This is a genomic window from Prosthecobacter sp., from assembly GCF_020439865.1.
In the GTDB taxonomy this organism is placed as follows: Bacteria; Verrucomicrobiota; Verrucomicrobiia; order Verrucomicrobiales; family Verrucomicrobiaceae; genus Prosthecobacter.
In genome coordinates this window covers 1-15,202 of record NZ_JAGRPF010000092.1, presented here as the reverse complement: position 1 = coordinate 15,202, position 15,202 = coordinate 1, and the positions used below count along the sequence as shown (strand labels likewise).

The following is a 15,202-nucleotide window of genomic DNA, read 5'->3' as shown; positions in this document are numbered from 1 at the left end:
TTCCTGCATGGCTTTCACCAGCATGGGTTCGCGCAGACAGTTGGAGAGTGCTGGCGTGTAGCGCTTGTTTATGACGTACGCCGCGTAATGCGCTCCTTGCATCCATCCGGCTGCGATGATCAGCGTGCGGCGCTTCTCGTTTCCCTTTTTGTTCAACGAGCGCATGATGTCCACCTGAAGGCAGCCAAGTTCCCAGAAGACCATCAACCACTGTCCCTTGTTCGCGAGAGCCCGGGCTTTTTTTGCACGATCCAATTCCTCCTCGCTTACCTGAAGTTTCTTGGCCAGCGCTTCAATGTCCGCTGCGCAGTCGTTGAGCGCATTGGCATCGCGGGCTTTGACTGCCATTACGCCATCGGCGATTCGGACTCCTAAGGCAAGGCTCACGTCAGACTCCACGGTGAGTTTACGAAGGTCGGCGTTTACCGAAAGTTCCTTCAGCACGTCAGACCATTTAACAGTGCCTTCGCCGAGCGCGATGTCGAGCGCGAGGAACTTGTCCATCGGGCTGGGCAGGCCGAGCGGAGCGTTTTGGGCCTCGGCGACGTTGAAAGCTGCTTTTTGAGCATTGGCCGGACACAGCGTGACAAGTGCGAGAAAAAGAGTGATGACGGTCCGGTGCATGCGGCGATCAGGTCATTTGATTTACTTACTTTCAAACCCGCTGGTTTTGATTACACTAATCAAGCCTTCGAGTCCACAGTTGGTCAAGCCACAAATCAGCCATGATCTCAAAAAAAATTCTCATCGCCCTGCGCATTTGGACATGTGCTCTCTTTTGCCCGTTGTTTCTCTCTGGCTGCATGGAGGATGAGGAGCAGGTGAGGGAACTGCGCATGTTGCGTGAGAAAGTTTCAGTGGCGGAGAAAAAGGCCGCCGAGGCGGCTTTGGAAGCAGACACAGCACGCAGAGAGCTTTCTGCGGCTGCTGCCACGGCCTCCGCCGCAGCTGACAGCGGCATGGCAGAGCGTCTGCAAGAGAGTCAGAAGCATGTTGCCGAACTGGAGGCCCAGCTTGCAGCAGCGCGTCGACAACCGGTGAAACCGGCTGAATCCGGCGGCAGTTTCAGGGAGCATGCAAAGAAGGTGCAGGAGAATCTCATGAAGCAGATGGGAGTGTTGAGCGACAGTCTGCAGGCACGTCACTCCGGCCCTTCGCTGGAGGAAATCACCGTGAAAAAGGTCCAGTCTGGTTTCCGCAGCGAAATTGTCTTTGGGGTGCTTGGTTCTGATGGGCAGATGCACAACATGGCATTTCCCGTCGAGGCCGATCTCGAGGGTAATTGGAATCTTCCAAGCGTGGAGATCATCGCCAAGCATCTTGGCGCGCCTCCGCCTCAAACCCAGCCGACGCAACCTGTGCTCGCGCAGCAAACACCGGCCCAGCCAACGGCTGCGCCTGCTTCTCCTGCGGCCGCTGCCAACCTTCCGGCCTCACCACTTCCTGTTGCAAACACGGTCGTTATTCAATGGGACCAAACTCCTGGAAGACCGGCGGTCGCTGCCGCTCCGGCCAATAACCCGGCAGCACCTGCGAAGCCGGCAGCCGCGCCGACACCCGTACCCAAAGCTCCTCCTGCACCGCTGATGCCGGTGACCAAGGATGTTCAAATCCGCTTCGACTGAGCTGCATGTCTGCACAAAGCCAGTTGGAGGAGCAGGTCTTTGCCCGCTTTGAGATGCACGGACGTCTGCCTTCGGGCAGCGGGCCTCATCGGCGTTTCTCGGGCCGGATGAAAAATCGTAATGAGTTGCTGTTGGTCTCCTGTGCATCGTACGGCCCTTTGCCGGATGATTGCCTCGAACTGCAGCGCCAGGTGGGGGAAAAAATGAAGCATCCAGGTTCTCCGGCGTTGATCGGCCTGCTGGACGCGGTTTACGAGGCCGAGTTTCACTGGCAGTGCGCTGTCATTCAGGGAGAGGGGCTGCGCGAGTGTCTGCGCACGCGTCAGAGTCTGACTCCGGCGCAGGCCGGATGGATCATGAGCTGCCTCGCGGAAGCGGCAACGGCAGCCGTGCGCGACGGCTGGCCGCGGTTGCTCATCAATGCCGCACAGGTCTGTGTGGACTTGAATGCAGGTCGTGCCTGGCTGCTGCCCCCGGACATGCCCTTGTTTGGTGTGGCAACGCTGCAAATGGCGATGCCTCAGCAAACGATGGCTTTTAATCCGGCTTCTTTCGCTGCGGCTGACGAGCCTGTCATTCCAACAAGCTCCCGGGACTATGTTTCACCGCTGGCCGCTCTTTGCTGTGAGATGCTGGGCTCAGCTGCGAGCAGTATTCCTTCGCAAAACGAACGTTTCCGTTCTATTCCCGCCCTCAACAGTCATCAAAACACATTGCTGCGTTCTGCGCTTGCTGGAACTCAGAGGCATCATTTCGAATCCGTGGAGGAATTCGTCAGCCAGTTCACCGCACTCGCCGATGAAACGACAGGATCTTATCGCGTCACCACCAGTGTCCACGCTCCGACTTCAGCGGCCACCGCTACGCTACATGGTACATCGCGAGAGACGGCGGCGCGTCCGACAGGCGTTCAATTGACGCGATCGCAGGCGGTGACCACGCCTGTCGTGCCGCTGAAAGACAGGGATCTTCTCGCCGACCTTCCGCCGGGCTACACGCTTACGCGGGAATTGCGTCACGGCCCCTGCTGGCGGCTCGTGTCAGCCGTTCACCCTTCGTTGGGGCCGGTGCTGCTCACCAGCGTGGATGTGTCTGGAGAGACCGCCGAGTCTGTCCGTGTGCTCAATGGCATGCTGCAGGCGCTGCAAAAGTCTTCTCCTGCGGCACCATCCAGCAATGACCTTTCGAATTCTCCAGAGCTAATCGTTCGCCCTGCCGCGATCGTAACGGCTCCGCATACCCTGCATGTCGCGCGTCCGTTGCCTGCTGGGGCCTCTTTGCTAGACGAGCTGCGTGAGCGCCGGGCCTTCACTCCTGTCGAAGCTGCCGGGCTGCTGCGCTGCATCTTCGATGCCTATGAAAATCTTTGGTCCTGTGTTCAGCGACGTCTGCTGGCCAGTACGCTCGATCGTTTCTGGCTCGCTCCAGTGGCTGCCGGACAGACTGATGCCCGTGCTTTGGTGATGCTTGACGCTTCTCAGATGATCGTCGAGGCCGTCATGGCGCCCGCAGCGCTGCCGCCCAACCCCGTCGTGCATTTCGCTCGGCTGACTCTTCTTTTGCTTGGCCAGGATGGCGGCAGTCTGGGAGGCGAGGGGGTCGTACGCTTCACTGCCGTGCCTGAAATCAGCGCCGAGGTAAACGGTGTGCTGCGTCGGGCACTGAATGCAGATCAAAACACGGGTGAGATGACGCTTGTTCAGCTGCTGGACCAGATTCTCACCGAACTCACCGGTCGTGAGGTCAGTTTGGGGCGGGGTGATGAATTGGAGGAGCCGCCATCTCTTTCTGTGCCCCCTCCTTGGCGCGCCGTGCCGCTGGCACCTGCGGTGCGTTTGCGTCTTATGCCACAGAATGCCGCTGCGGATGTGCTCGCCTTGAGTGCAGCGGATGAATTGCGGCTGGGGCGTGGCATGGGTCACAGTGATTTTGTGGCCCAGTTCAGGCCGCGTTCGAATGTCAATGATGCCCGCACCATGAGCATCAGCCGTCATCAGGCCACGCTTAAGTGGCAGGAGGGAAATCTGGTGTTTGAAGAACAGGATGTGACGAACCCTTCGCAGGTTGGTGATCACGCGGCCTCTTCAGGTGAGCCGCTGCCGCTTCCTTCAAGCCTGCTGCTTGCAGGTGAGTACCCACTGCTGGTTCGGCAGGTCAAATCATCCGGACAGTCGCCTGAGGTTGAAGGCTGGCCCGCCGCTGACCCGCAGCGTTCCAAGCGGCGTGGTGCCTTTTTGATCCGAGCCATGGATCGCGGCGTGCTGCCCTTTCAGGCCGCCTGGGTTTTTAGCGAAGTCGGTCTGGCTCTGAATGAAAACGGCGACCTTCTTTTTGACGATCCGTCCGCGCCGCGCGTCTTCGCGCGATTTCATCGCCATGCCGGCACATTCTGGATTGAAGCAGCGCCCAAGGGAACGCTGGAGTGCAATGGCACCGTATTGGAAGCCGGTGACGTGGTGCCTTTGAAGGTTGGCGACAAACTTCACCTCCAGGGCATTTTATTTGAAGTCACCGCCTGTGAGCTGACTTAGTTACAGCTTCACTCGAAACTCATCTTTCGGCTTCATGCTTTCGGCGAAGGCGGTGAGGAGACGGATCGTGTATTCGACGTCGTCGAGGTGGGCCATTTCGACGACGCTGTGCATGTAACGCAGAGGCAACGAGACGAGAGCGCTGGGGATGCCGCTCTGCTGATGAAAGATGACATCAGTGTCCGTGCCGGTGGAGCGCGAGGAGGCCTCGTGCTGGAGAGGAATCTTTTCTTTCTCGGCGACTTCGATCAGTCGCTTGACGACTTCGATGTGGTTCGCGCTGCCATGGGTGAGGCTGGGACCACCTCCAAGTTTCACTGCTCCGTGTTTTTTGGTATCAACGTTCGGAGTGTCGGTGGCATGGGTGACATCGAGAACAACAGCAACGTCCGGCATGAGACGGTGGGCGATCATGCGCGCGCCGTGTCCGCCGATCTCCTCCTGCACGGCGTTGACCGCATGGACGGTGACATGCTGGCGTGTCTTGCGCTTGGACAGACGCGCCATGACCTCAGCGATGATGAAACCGCCGATGCGGTTGTCCAAAGCGCGACCGCAGAGTTTGTCGATGCCGATCTCTTCGACGCCGTCGGCATAGACGGCGGGATGGCCGACGCGGATGCCGGCCTTGGCGACTTCCCGGTCGCTCGAGGCACCGATGTCGATGGCCAGTTCGTGCACCTTTGGCACCTTCTCGTCTTCACGGTCTCGAATGTGGATGGCGATGTTGCCGATAACGCCGCGCACCGTGCCTTTGTCACCGAAGATATCGACACGGCGTCCGCGCGCGGTGGCGACATCGCTGCCTCCGACACGATCGACAAACAGGAAGCCATCCTTTGAAATGTATTTCACCATGTAACCGATCTCGTCGGCATGAGCTTCGAGCATGAGTCGGCGCCCGTCAGAACGTCCATCAAGCGTGGCCCAGGCGCTGCCGTAGGCGTCACTTTCCACACGATCGGCGAACTGGCGTGTGTAGGCCGCCCATTTGCGCTGTCCGCGGGATTCAAACCCCGTGGGGCTGGGAGTGGAGAGGAGATCAAGGAGGAAGGTGCGGGAGGAAGGGGACATGGGGCGAGAATGACGAATGCGTAAATGCGTGGATCGTGGCGGGTGGTTTAACGTGGGACAATGCCCAGATAATTACGCACGGTGCTCCAGCCGGATTCAACGATCTCATGGCCTTCGGCAGTGCGGCAGTAAATGGCTGAGGAGCGTCCACCATCGAGATTCAGAGCGCGATGGATGCGAAAGTTTGGGAGTGTGCCGGATGCGGCGAGCACTTCGGCAAGTTCGCCGAGGCTAATACTGTGTGCGATGCCGAGAGCCCAGAGGTGACCGCCGTCTGTAGCGATGAATGTGCGCGTCACATGCTTGCTGCGTTCGAGCTTCGGCACCGGACGTCCGGCATCGACGAGACGCGGGCCGGCCTGAATGAAATGACTGGCATCGTCGGTCGCCCGAGTTTCTGCATTCCAGAGCAACTGTGGCTTACGATGCACGACGACGGCGCCCGTGAGAAGTTTGTTCGGCTGCCATGTGCCTGTCTTGTGACCATCGGCAATCATGAGGCCCATCGGGGTGAACTGTGGCGTGAAGAAGCCGCCGTTCACGCCGGCGACAGCGTTCGCTCGACGCATGCAGTCCTTGATCCTGCCTCCGCCAGCCCAGTCCTCGGGTTGGTCGATCACTTTGAGGTCGTAGCTGCGACTGTCGAAGACAATGAGCTGAAGATCGAGCGAACGACCATGGTGGGCGACGGAAACCTTGGTGAGCGAGGCGCCGCCGACGAGTTGCTGGCCTTCGACGGGCGAAAGCGGATGCCAGTTGGCCTCGGTCGGAGGGAATTGCGTGGGGGCTGGAACTTCATCCCAAGAGGGATAGCGTGGCGCGAGATCCGGCGGGCGGTTGTCAGTTGCGACGGGTGGAGGCGGCTGAGCACAACCCACGAGTGCGAGCGCCATGATGACGACGAAACGGCGCATGATCAAAGAAAGTTGGTGAGTTGCTGGCGCATGGCCGCAAGCGCCCGGGCACGATGGCTGAGCTGGTTTTTTGTTGCGGCAGGAAGAATGCCGAACGTTTCACCGAATCCATTCGGAATGAAAAGGGGATCGTAGCCGAAGCCGCCTTCACCTTGTTCCTCGACGATGAGACGACCCTCGACGCTGCCGTGCGTGACATGAAGCACCTCGCCGTCACGTGCGAGTACCATGCAGCAATGGAAGCGACCGGTGAAGGGATCGGATTGCGGCAGCTTCGCGAGTTCGGCTTTGAGTTTGACTCGGTTGTCCGCAGCATTGGCGGTCTCGCCCGCATAGCGAGCACTGTGCACGCCGGGCGCGCCACCGAGGACATCGACCTCGAGTCCGGAATCGTCGGCAAGAACCAGCACGCCTGGAACGCCCCGACTGCCGCTCACGGCCTTGATGATCGCGTTGGCCTCGAAGGTGTCTCCCGTTTCTTCATCCAGCGTGACACCGGGATGTGCACGAAGATCTTCGACCTGCCACTCGCTGCCAAGGATGGCGGCGACTTCTTCGGTCTTATGGGCGTTGGAGGTGGCGAAAACGAGCGCGGGCATGGAGTGGATTGATGGATGGCTGGAGTGTTGATGAATGGAGAGGAGGCTTCAACTATCCATCTCCATTGTTCCACTACTCCGCGGTGCTGCTCACCGCATCAACGGCTCCAGCAGTCGCTCTTCCGTGACGAGACCGAGAGGAGCCTGACGCTCATCGATAACGATGGCGAGGCGACGGCCTGATTTGCGCAGTCGCTGCAGCGTATGGAGCGCAGGCAGGCTGCCGGGGATGGCATCGAGCGTGCGCATGTGATGTCGCACCAGGCGGTCGGGCGGAATGGTGGCGGGCAGCTCGGAGGTGTCGAGCACGCCGATAAAACTGCCGGTGTCCCCCAGAACCGGGAGCACCGTGCAGTTCTGCTCACGGGCGACGATGAGCGCGGTGCTGACCGGAATTTCGGCGGCGAGGGCGACGCTGCGTGCCAGCGGCTGCATGACGTCGGCGGTGCGCAACCTTTTGTAGTCGAGCACGCGTTCGATGAGGCGCGTTGCATTGGAAGAAAGCTGGTGCTGAGTCGCAAGTTCCTGCGCGAGCGCTTTCAAATCGTCACGGCTTCGTATTTGGCGGGCTTCGCTCGGCACTTCATTGGTGTCAGCAGACGGTCGTGCGCCGGCAACCACGCGAAACAAGGGACGCGCCAATCCAACGAGATGGACAAGCGGCGAGATGCTGCGCATGGAACGAAAAGGGTAGCGGCGGAAAAGCTTCTTCGGCATGACCTCGAGGCCGATGAGAAACACGGGCAACGCGATGACGAATGCGAGGACATAGCCCCACAAGCTGGCCTGGTGAATCACCGGGAAAGCGACGAGCATGAAAGCGGTGAGATTGGTCAGATGATTGGCCACGGTGATACACCCGATCAGGGCATCACGGTCTTCCAGCAGCGGCAGCAGACTTCGCGCTCGGCGGTCGCCCTCACTGGCGGCATGGCGGACTCGCACGCGGCTGACCGCCATCACAGCGCTCTCCAGACCGGAAAGCATGAAGGAGAGGGCCAGGCAGACAATGAGAAAGAACCAGGTCACGATGAGATGTTGAAGTCAGAGTGGCGGATGACAGATAGCTGAATGCGTGGGTCAGATTTGACCGGCTTCCTCGGCGGGTTTCGGCGGGACGCGGAGTTCGACTTCCTGAATGCGCGCGCGAACGATGCGGCGGACCTTGATGTCGGTGTTTGCGATGGTGATGCGTTCGCCGGCTTTTGGCACGTGGGCGAGGTGGTTGAAGACAAGCCCACCGATGGTGTCGATGCCTTCCGCAACGAGATCGAGGTCGAGTTCTTCTGTGATATGATCGAGGCGTGTTCCGCCGTCGAGCAGGTAACGTCCGCCGCCCAGATCTCGAATTTCCGAGGCTTCGCCATGCCAGGGAGCGGCTTCATAGAGCAGCCAGTCGGCGATCTCTCGGCGCGTGATCATGCCTTCGAGTCCACCGTATTCATCTGCGATCAGCGCTGGTCTCTCATCGCTTTGCAAGTGATGCTCAAGAGCCTCAAGCACGGGCATGGTCTCTGGCACGAAGGACGGTGTGCGGAGCAGGGAACGCCATGGCGGGCGGTTCGCCAGTTTCCAGGCGCTTGTGTCGATCACACCCTCGACCGAGTCCGGGGTTTCGCCGTAAACGGTGACGAAGCGGCTGGAGGACTTTTCGAGGATGGCCGTGGTCTTTTCCAGCGGGTCCTCGCTGCTCATCAGCACGAGGTCGACTCGCGGGATCATGCAATCACGCACGGTGAGCGCTTCGATGTCGAGCGCCTCGTGAATCATGGCGCTTTCATCGCTGTCGATAAGCCCCTGTTCCTGGCGCATTTCGACGAGCGTCTCAAACTCATCGCGCGTGACAGGCAGGCGTGTTTTGACATGGCGTGTGATGAGCTTTTGCAGCAGCAGATCCGTGGCCCGGTCCGTGAACGCGGCGAACGGGTCGAGCACGCTCCTCAGAGGATTCAGCAGGCGAAGACTGCCGAGCAAAACCACGGAGGGGTTGCGTGCGGCAAAAAATTTCGGGGCCATGTCTCCTAGCAGGACTGTTGCCAAAAAAAGCACAGATGCGGTGATCCAAGGATTCCAGCCCAGAGCACGCAGCGGGCCGGTGACGATCCACAGACCAAGAGCGGCGAGGGCGAGATTGAGCGCGGCGGATAGCAGAAGCGTGCGGTGCAACTGCGCGAAGGGATTGGCCGTGATGGCGCGAAGCTTTTTCGCGACGTGCCCTTCTCCGGCGGCCACAAGCTGCGACTCGATGTCACGCGCACTGTGAATGGCTGTTTCCGTGGCGGAGATCACCGCGAGCAGCAGCAAGAGGGCGAGATAAAGGAGAGAGGCAACAAACAGGGACATCGAGAGGACTCCTCAGTGTGGGCGGTGGCAGCACATAGGGTCAAGGGAATAACGAGCGATGGCAGTGTGTTCGTTCTTGCCAAAAGAGCGCCGGACTGATAGCAACGCCTCAACCATGCGCTCCATCGCCCTTGCTCTCATCGTTTTTACCACCGTCAGCCTCCAGGCGGCGGACAAGTTGAAAGTCCTCATTGTGGACGGTCAGAACAATCACAAGTGGGACATCACCACACCGGTTTTGAAGAACGCGCTGGAGGGCAGCGGCGCCTTCACGGTGGATGTCAGCACGACGCCTTCCAAAGGATCGCCCCCAGATGCCTGGCATGCCTGGAAGCCGGAGTTCAGCAGCTATCAGGCGGTGGTGAGCAACTACAACGGTGAACCGTGGCCGCAGAACGTGCGCGATGCGTTCACAAAGTATGTCGCGGACGGCGGCGGCTTCGTCTCGGTACATGCGGCAAACAATTCGTTCCCCGACTGGAAGGAATACAACGACATGATCGGTGTCGGCGGCTGGGGCGGGCGCAATGAAAAGAGCGGCCCCTGGCTCTATGTGAAAGACGGAAAGCTGTTTCGCGACACGAGTACAGGGAATGGCGGCGCGCACGGTGCGCAGCATGAGTTCGTGGTCGAGATTCAGAATCCGGATCATCCGATCACCCGCGGACTGCCGAAGCGCTGGATGCATGCGAAGGATGAGCTGTACAGCAAGCTGCGCGGCCCGGCGGAGAATGTGGACGTGCTGAGCACTTCGGTGTCTGATCTCACAGCGGTGAGCGAGCCGAATAACATGGTGTTGGGCTATCACAAAGGCCGCGTGTTTCACACGACCCTCGGTCATGCGGACTACTCGATGCTGGATCGCGGCTTCTATACGATTCTGCAGCGCGGCACCGAGTGGGCTGCCACGGGTGAAGTGGAACGAACTGCTGCGATTCCTGCGGATTTTCCATCGGAAACAGCCGTGAGCGTGGTGAAGCTGGAAGGTTATCCGAAGCAGGAAGCGCCAAAACCGAAGAAACCGTTAGCAAAGTAGCCCTGTTCCTGTGGAACAGGCAGTCCTTGTTGCACAGCCACAAAGCTACTTTGCTGCCGCGATGTCGCGAGCGATCTGTGTCTTGAGTTCTTCGAGGCTTCCAAATTTCATTTCGCGGCGCAGGAGGCGCGTGAAGCGCACTTCCAAGTCCTTTCCATACAGGTCGCCGCTCCAGTCGAGCAGGTGTACCTCGAGCGATGGTTCGGCGTTTTCAGCGACAGTAGGCCGGCGTCCGAGATTAGCGACGGCAGGAAGCCACGAGTCGTCGATGCGGGCCTCGACGGCATAAACGCCGAGTGGCGGAAGCTGTTCGTTTTCGACTTCGACGTTGGCGGTGGGAAAGCCGAGCTGGCGACCGAGCTTCCTGCCCTCGACCACGCTGCCAAACACCGAGTAGTCGCGACCCAGCAGCGTGGCGGCTTTGCCGAAATCTCCGTTCGAGATGGCTTCACGAATCAGGGTGCTGCTGACGACTTCGCCGTCGATTCTCAATGGTGGCACTCCGTACACGGCGAAGTCGTGTTCCTGGCCTAGTTCCATGAGCAGATGGATGTTTCCTTCCCGCTTGTGGCCAAAACTCCAGCTGTAGCCGACTGAGATGCAGCCCAGCGGCTGCGAGGCGTCTACTAGCTGTTGAATGAAATCGCGGGCCGGCGTCTGGGCGGTCTCCGCGGTGAAAGGGCAGGCCAGCAGGCAGGGGATGCCGATTTGAGAAAGGACCAGCTGCTGGTGTCTTGGGCCACAGAGGAGCTTGGGTGCCGAACCAGGGCGAATCACATGAATGGGGTGGGGATCGAACGTGACGACGACTGCTGTGCCGTGGTGCTGGGTGGCATGCTCTTGGGCGGCGCGAATGACCTCCTGATGTCCGCGGTGAATCCCATCAAAAACACCTACGGCGAGAGCGAGGGGGCCGGGAAGGGAGGAAAGGGCTTCGATGGAGCGGAGAACCTGCATGCGTGGGACGCTTGAGCCATACCAGTGGCAAAGCAGAGCGCAAGGCGAAGGGATCAGCGCTTCGTGCTGCTTACTTGATGTTGCTCAGGGTGCTCCAGAAGGACTTCAAGAGGCTCTTTTTGCCAAGCTTCAGGCTGCTCTGCACGTCGGTGTGGGAGGTGCCGATGACTTGGTTCATCACTTCGCCGTAGGCGGGCATTGAGGTCCAGCCGAGGGTGATTTCGCTGTTCGAGGCGGTGGAGAAGGTGGTGTTGGTTTTCATATGATTTGTAGATTTGAGAATTTCGAGGTGATTTTGGTGATGAGTTTCAGTTTTGAAGCAGCTTTTGATTTCGTGAGTGAGAATCGAGTCACAAAAATGAGAATTACATGCCAAAAGGATGGCGAGGGCTGAAGCCAGCGTAGCTGCGGCCCTTGGTGCGCCAGCGGGGACCTTCGCCAGCAACCTGGCCGCTCGTGTCCATGCGAAGACCGCAGATGGTCATGAAAACATGCTCGCCAGGCTTCACCCAGATGGTGATGAAGCGGCCTTCGCCAGCCTGGCCATAGGTGGCGAACTCCTTGCTGGACAGGCAGCGGTTCAGCAATCCTGCCTTGATCAGGACGTAAGAAGTGCTGCTGCTGCAGTCATAAGCGCTGTCCTCGATGTTGCGATGGCCGCCACCGAGCACGTAGGGCTTGTTCTGGAGGGTGTTGGCCGCGTAAACGGCGAACTGAAGGGCCTGAGGGGCGGTCTGGCCGACGGCGGCGAAACGGCCGTCGAAGCGGATCTGTGAGTTGCCGGCGACGGCAGGGCGGGCTGCGCGCTGGGCTGCTGCGCGTTGAGCGGCGGCCTGCTGGGCAGCCTGCTGCTGGGCGTAGTAGTTAGCCCAGGCCTGGGCGTTGGCCTGCTGGGCGTGGTAGGCGGCCCAAGCTTGGGCGTTGGCCTGCTGCTGAGCCTGATAAGCTGCCTGAGCCTGAGGGGCGGCATAGTAACCGGCGGCATAATAACCATTTTGAACTTTCGCGATCGTGGCGGCGGCGATGAGGCTGGCTGCGATGGTGAGGCGGATGAGTGTTTTCATGGCTGGTTGTGCGGTTCTTGTTTCTGCTAGTATTTATAACAGAAATTAGAATCAATGCAACAACCATATCAGAAATAACTCATAAAATTGTAAATTTGATAATTTGGTCACTGAGTCAGTGACTCAGTTTATTGATTTACAATTGTTTAAGAAATGGAGCCTTTCAGTGATAACCTCAACAAGTTCGAGTTTTGAGACCGAAATCGTCTGGAAAATCATCTCCGTCAGCCACTTTTGGAACCTTTTAGACGAAAAATACGATCATTATAGAGAGTCTGTGAAAACAGCTTTTTCTAATTCTTGCGCCGATCACAGCGTCTGTGAGAATCCCTGCCGATGAATCCACCACCGCCTTCGCTCTTGATCGGACTTTTTGCCTCCGGGCTGTTTCTCGCTGGTAGCTGTATGGCGGAGCCAGCACCTGTTTCGCATTTTTATGACGAGGCGGGGCAGCGCTACCTGACGTTGCGCAGCACTTCGACCAGCGGCGTGGAGGTGGGAATTCGCTGGGCTGCCGATCCGGGTTCGACGGCTGCGTGGATGGGGCAGGGAACCCGAAAGGACAATCAGGTCGTCTTTGCCGCGCTGGTGGATGAAGGGCAGGACCGCGGATCGTATTTCATCGCCAAAGGAGGTGAATCCAAAATGGAGATCAGCTTCCGGCCCGGGCAGAAGATGCCTCAGGATCCGGGGATACTCGGGATCTATCGCCGGGTGAGCGATGAGAAACGTCTGCAACTGGCCCGCAAGGAGTTCCAAGCGGCGGATGATCGCTTGAATGCTGCATTGAAGACGGCCTCGCGCATGTGGCCGGGGGCGGACAAACCGGTGGCGGCGGACTGGAAGACAGGCTGGCCTGCGCTTCTGAGCCGCTGGATGAAGATTGCTTATCAGGCTCCGGAGCCGGTGAAGGTGAAGTCGAATCAGCCTTTTGCTTCGGACAAAGGCGACGCCCTGCCTGAGAAGGATGTCCAGTACTGGCTCAAACTCGCTCAAGCGACGGCTCTGGCTTATTCATTCGCGCAGCAGGCTCCCGGACTCGGAAGTGCGGGTGCATGGGACGGCGAGTACGATGACGGCTTCGGCGGGCATGTGAGCATCCGCCGTGCAAAAGATGGCAGGCTGCGTGTGAACCTTTCCTGCACGCGGGTGAATGAGAATCAGGGGGCCGATTTGTCGGGGCAGATTTCACCGGATGCAGTGAAATCCAAAAACGGCGAGAGCACGGCGGAGGCTGTCTTCGTGGAGGCGGAGGTTCCGGAAGACGCAAAGGACATCACCGTCAGCCTGAAGCGCGCAGGAGGCTTCCTTTGGGTGGAGACGAAGCGCAAGGCCACGCCGGTGGGCAGCCTGTCATGGCTGGACGGCATCTACCGCTGGTCGCCCGTGCCTATGGAATGACTCAAGCCTTCTTCGGCTCCGGCGTTTCGAAAAACGAGGCCAAAGCCAGCAGGATGGCAGCACACACGACGCAGGAGTCGGCGACGTTGAACGACGGCCAAGGGTGGAACGGCGGAAAGCCGAAGTCGAACTTCAGGAAATCGACCACGTAACCATCGAGAAAGGTTCCGTCGAAGAGACGGCCGCCGTCATGGTTGCGGAAGAGGCGATCGGTGAGATTACCGAAGATCCCGGAAACCAGAAGGGCCACAGCGACCCGGCTCATTTTTCCGGGAAACAGGCCTTTGCCGTGCATCACATAGATGAACGTGAGCGCGCCGAGAGAGACGGCGGTGAAGGCGTAGTTCGCATACTGCGTGCCGTTGAACATGCCGAAGGCCACGCCGGTGTTCGCGGCGTGGTGCAGCCAGAAGATGCCCGGGATGACTTCCTGCTCGTTCTCATAGAGGCGAAAGTTCGCCACGATCCAGCTCTTCGTCAGCTGGTCGAGGATGTAGAGCGGCAGCGAGAGCAGCAGGAAAAGTCGGATCATGAGGATCAAGCTGGCTGCAGCACCACTTTGAGCAGGCCTTCTTTGTTGTCGTAAAGACGCTTGAACCAGCCGGCGCCCTCTTCGAGGGGAGCCACGGCGCTGAGCAGCGGCTCGACCTGAATGCTGCCGTCCTGAATGCGGCGGATCGCTTCAGGGTACTCGCCGGCGCAGGAACACGAGCCTTTGATCGTGAGCTGGCGCGTAACGACTTCCTGGAGCGGGAAAGGGGTGTTGGGCTGGAGATTGCCGATGAGCACCACCTGGCCGCCTTTGCGCACGCTGCGAATCGCGAGATCGAGAGGCGCAGCAGCACCTACGACTTCGAAACTCGCATCAGCGCCGTCGCCGCCGCAAATCTGGCGGATGTGCATGGCCAGGCCTTCCTGCTTGGCGTTGAAAGCTTCATCGGCACCGAGCTTGCGGGCCAGTTCGAGACGGCTGTCATCGAGATCGACGGCGATCACCTTTTCCCAGCCGCGTGCCTTGAGTGCCTGAATGACCAGCAGGCCGATCAAACCCGATCCCACCACGACGGCGATGCCGCCTTTGGCTTCGCCATCGCAATCACAGCCTTCGCAGCTTTCGTCGCCGCAGGAGCTTTCGGCAGGGACAAACGCCTCACCCACTTCCACGCCGTCCGCGAGATTCACCGCGTGAAGCGCGATCGATACCGGCTCGGCAAAGGCGGCCTTCTCATAAGAGAGCGCTTCGGGGATGCGATAGAGGATGCGGGTCGGTAGCGCGATCTTTTCGGCAAAGCAGCCGTGACGTCGATATTCGCCCGGGGAGACGCCCAGCACCTTGCGGTTCGGGCAGAGATTCACATAGCCCTGTTTGCACTCATCGCACTCGCCGCAATACTCGGTGGAGTCAAAGGTGACGCGCTCGCCGATATTCCAACCGGTCACGCCCTCGCCCAGTGCGATAATTTCTCCAGCCGCCTCGTGGCCCATCACGATCGGCATCTGGCGGCGGCCGCTGCGGCCGTCCATGCCGTGGATGTCGCTGCCGCAAATGCCGCAGGCCTGCACCTTGACCAGCACTTCGCCTTGGCCCGGTGTGGGATCGGGAAAGTTGATGTCGTAGTTGAACTCGGAGGGGGCGGTGAGGACGAGCGCTTTCATGG

General features: G+C 59.5%; 15 protein-coding genes. 4 read left to right on the top strand and 11 right to left on the bottom strand.

Annotated elements, in window-relative coordinates; genetic code table 11:
- A partial coding sequence (locus KDL09_RS09955; RefSeq protein WP_294384379.1) for a hypothetical protein occupies positions 1-624 on the bottom strand: 624 nt, incomplete at its 3' end.
- Between the two features lie 101 nt (positions 625-725).
- On the opposite strand from KDL09_RS09955, the gene KDL09_RS09950 reads away from it, so the two are divergent.
- Together KDL09_RS09950 and KDL09_RS09945 are read left to right on the top strand one after the other, a co-directional pair.
- Entirely contained in the window at positions 726-1,625 is a 900-nt protein-coding gene (locus tag KDL09_RS09950) for a hypothetical protein (RefSeq protein ID WP_294384376.1), read from the top strand.
- A gap of 5 nt (positions 1,626-1,630) precedes the next feature.
- Positions 1,631-4,156: a hypothetical protein gene (locus KDL09_RS09945; protein WP_294384374.1), complete on the top strand. Its 2,526-nt coding sequence runs from the start codon at positions 1,631-1,633 to the stop codon at positions 4,154-4,156.
- Here the strand turns inward: KDL09_RS09945 and KDL09_RS09940 are convergent, their stop codons facing one another.
- The 5 genes from KDL09_RS09940 to KDL09_RS09920 all read right to left on the bottom strand — a co-directional run bounded on the left by KDL09_RS09940 (position 4,157) and on the right by KDL09_RS09920 (position 9,086).
- A complete protein-coding gene (locus KDL09_RS09940) occupies positions 4,157-5,230 on the bottom strand; it encodes a M42 family metallopeptidase (protein WP_294384372.1) in 1,074 nt (357 codons plus the stop codon).
- Positions 5,231-5,277: 47 nt separating this feature from the next.
- Positions 5,278-6,144, bottom strand: a complete 867-nt coding sequence (locus tag KDL09_RS09935) for a phosphodiester glycosidase family protein (RefSeq protein WP_294384370.1) — start codon at positions 6,142-6,144, stop codon at positions 5,278-5,280.
- Between the two features lie 2 nt (positions 6,145-6,146).
- On the bottom strand, positions 6,147-6,743 hold the full coding sequence (locus KDL09_RS09930) for a non-canonical purine NTP pyrophosphatase (protein ID WP_294384367.1): 597 nt from the start codon (positions 6,741-6,743) through the stop codon (positions 6,147-6,149).
- A 90-nt stretch (positions 6,744-6,833) separates the two neighbouring features.
- Positions 6,834-7,772: a CNNM domain-containing protein gene (locus tag KDL09_RS09925; protein WP_294384365.1), complete on the bottom strand. Its 939-nt coding sequence runs from the start codon at positions 7,770-7,772 to the stop codon at positions 6,834-6,836.
- 51 nt (positions 7,773-7,823) lie between these two features.
- A complete protein-coding gene (locus KDL09_RS09920; RefSeq protein ID WP_294384363.1) occupies positions 7,824-9,086 on the bottom strand; it encodes a CNNM domain-containing protein in 1,263 nt (420 codons plus the stop codon).
- Positions 9,087-9,201: 115 nt separating this feature from the next.
- Between KDL09_RS09920 and KDL09_RS09915 the strand changes: the two genes are divergently transcribed.
- Positions 9,202-10,122 (top strand): ThuA domain-containing protein, encoded by a 921-nt coding sequence (locus KDL09_RS09915; protein ID WP_294384361.1) that lies wholly within the window; start codon positions 9,202-9,204, stop codon positions 10,120-10,122.
- A gap of 45 nt (positions 10,123-10,167) precedes the next feature.
- On the opposite strand, the gene KDL09_RS09910 is transcribed toward KDL09_RS09915, so the two are convergent.
- The 3 genes from KDL09_RS09910 to KDL09_RS09900 all read right to left on the bottom strand — a co-directional run bounded on the left by KDL09_RS09910 (position 10,168) and on the right by KDL09_RS09900 (position 12,143).
- Positions 10,168-11,079 (bottom strand): bifunctional riboflavin kinase/FAD synthetase, encoded by a 912-nt coding sequence (locus KDL09_RS09910; protein ID WP_294384359.1) that lies wholly within the window; start codon positions 11,077-11,079, stop codon positions 10,168-10,170.
- A gap of 70 nt (positions 11,080-11,149) precedes the next feature.
- Positions 11,150-11,341 (bottom strand): hypothetical protein, encoded by a 192-nt coding sequence (locus tag KDL09_RS09905; protein WP_294384358.1) that lies wholly within the window; start codon positions 11,339-11,341, stop codon positions 11,150-11,152.
- A gap of 103 nt (positions 11,342-11,444) precedes the next feature.
- Positions 11,445-12,143: a hypothetical protein gene (locus KDL09_RS09900; RefSeq protein ID WP_294384357.1), complete on the bottom strand. Its 699-nt coding sequence runs from the start codon at positions 12,141-12,143 to the stop codon at positions 11,445-11,447.
- Positions 12,144-12,479: 336 nt separating this feature from the next.
- Here KDL09_RS09900 and KDL09_RS09895 point away from each other — a divergent pair, with 336 nt between their 5' ends.
- Positions 12,480-13,544, top strand: a complete 1,065-nt coding sequence (locus KDL09_RS09895; protein ID WP_294384355.1) for a hypothetical protein — start codon at positions 12,480-12,482, stop codon at positions 13,542-13,544.
- 1 nt (position 13,545) lies between these two features.
- Here the strand turns inward: KDL09_RS09895 and lspA are convergent, their stop codons facing one another.
- The gene (gene lspA, locus KDL09_RS09890) at positions 13,546-14,076 is read right to left on the bottom strand and encodes a signal peptidase II (RefSeq protein WP_294384353.1); all 531 of its coding nucleotides are present in this window, start codon (positions 14,074-14,076) and stop codon (positions 13,546-13,548) included.
- A 5-nt stretch (positions 14,077-14,081) separates the two neighbouring features.
- Positions 14,082-15,202, bottom strand: a 1,121-nt coding sequence (locus tag KDL09_RS09885) for a galactitol-1-phosphate 5-dehydrogenase (RefSeq protein WP_294384351.1), incomplete at its 5' end; no start/stop codon positions are given.

What these genes read in the sequence shown, in the direction of transcription:
- KDL09_RS09950 (WP_294384376.1), top strand. Translation starts at nt 726, where the DNA reads ATGATCTCAAAAAAAATTCTCATCGCCCTGCGCATTTGGACATGTGCT.
- KDL09_RS09945 (WP_294384374.1), top strand. Translation starts at nt 1,631, where the DNA reads ATGTCTGCACAAAGCCAGTTGGAGGAGCAGGTCTTTGCCCGCTTTGAG.
- KDL09_RS09940 (WP_294384372.1), bottom strand. Translation starts at nt 5,230, where the DNA reads ATGTCCCCTTCCTCCCGCACCTTCCTCCTTGATCTCCTCTCCACTCCC.
- KDL09_RS09935 (WP_294384370.1), bottom strand. Translation starts at nt 6,144, where the DNA reads ATGCGCCGTTTCGTCGTCATCATGGCGCTCGCACTCGTGGGTTGTGCT.
- KDL09_RS09930 (WP_294384367.1), bottom strand. Translation starts at nt 6,743, where the DNA reads ATGCCCGCGCTCGTTTTCGCCACCTCCAACGCCCATAAGACCGAAGAA.
- KDL09_RS09920 (WP_294384363.1), bottom strand. Translation starts at nt 9,086, where the DNA reads ATGTCCCTGTTTGTTGCCTCTCTCCTTTATCTCGCCCTCTTGCTGCTG.
- KDL09_RS09915 (WP_294384361.1), top strand. Translation starts at nt 9,202, where the DNA reads ATGCGCTCCATCGCCCTTGCTCTCATCGTTTTTACCACCGTCAGCCTC.
- KDL09_RS09910 (WP_294384359.1), bottom strand. Translation starts at nt 11,079, where the DNA reads ATGCAGGTTCTCCGCTCCATCGAAGCCCTTTCCTCCCTTCCCGGCCCC.
- KDL09_RS09905 (WP_294384358.1), bottom strand. Translation starts at nt 11,341, where the DNA reads ATGAAAACCAACACCACCTTCTCCACCGCCTCGAACAGCGAAATCACC.
- KDL09_RS09900 (WP_294384357.1), bottom strand. Translation starts at nt 12,143, where the DNA reads ATGAAAACACTCATCCGCCTCACCATCGCAGCCAGCCTCATCGCCGCC.
- KDL09_RS09895 (WP_294384355.1), top strand. Translation starts at nt 12,480, where the DNA reads ATGAATCCACCACCGCCTTCGCTCTTGATCGGACTTTTTGCCTCCGGG.
- lspA (WP_294384353.1), bottom strand. Translation starts at nt 14,076, where the DNA reads ATGATCCGACTTTTCCTGCTGCTCTCGCTGCCGCTCTACATCCTCGAC.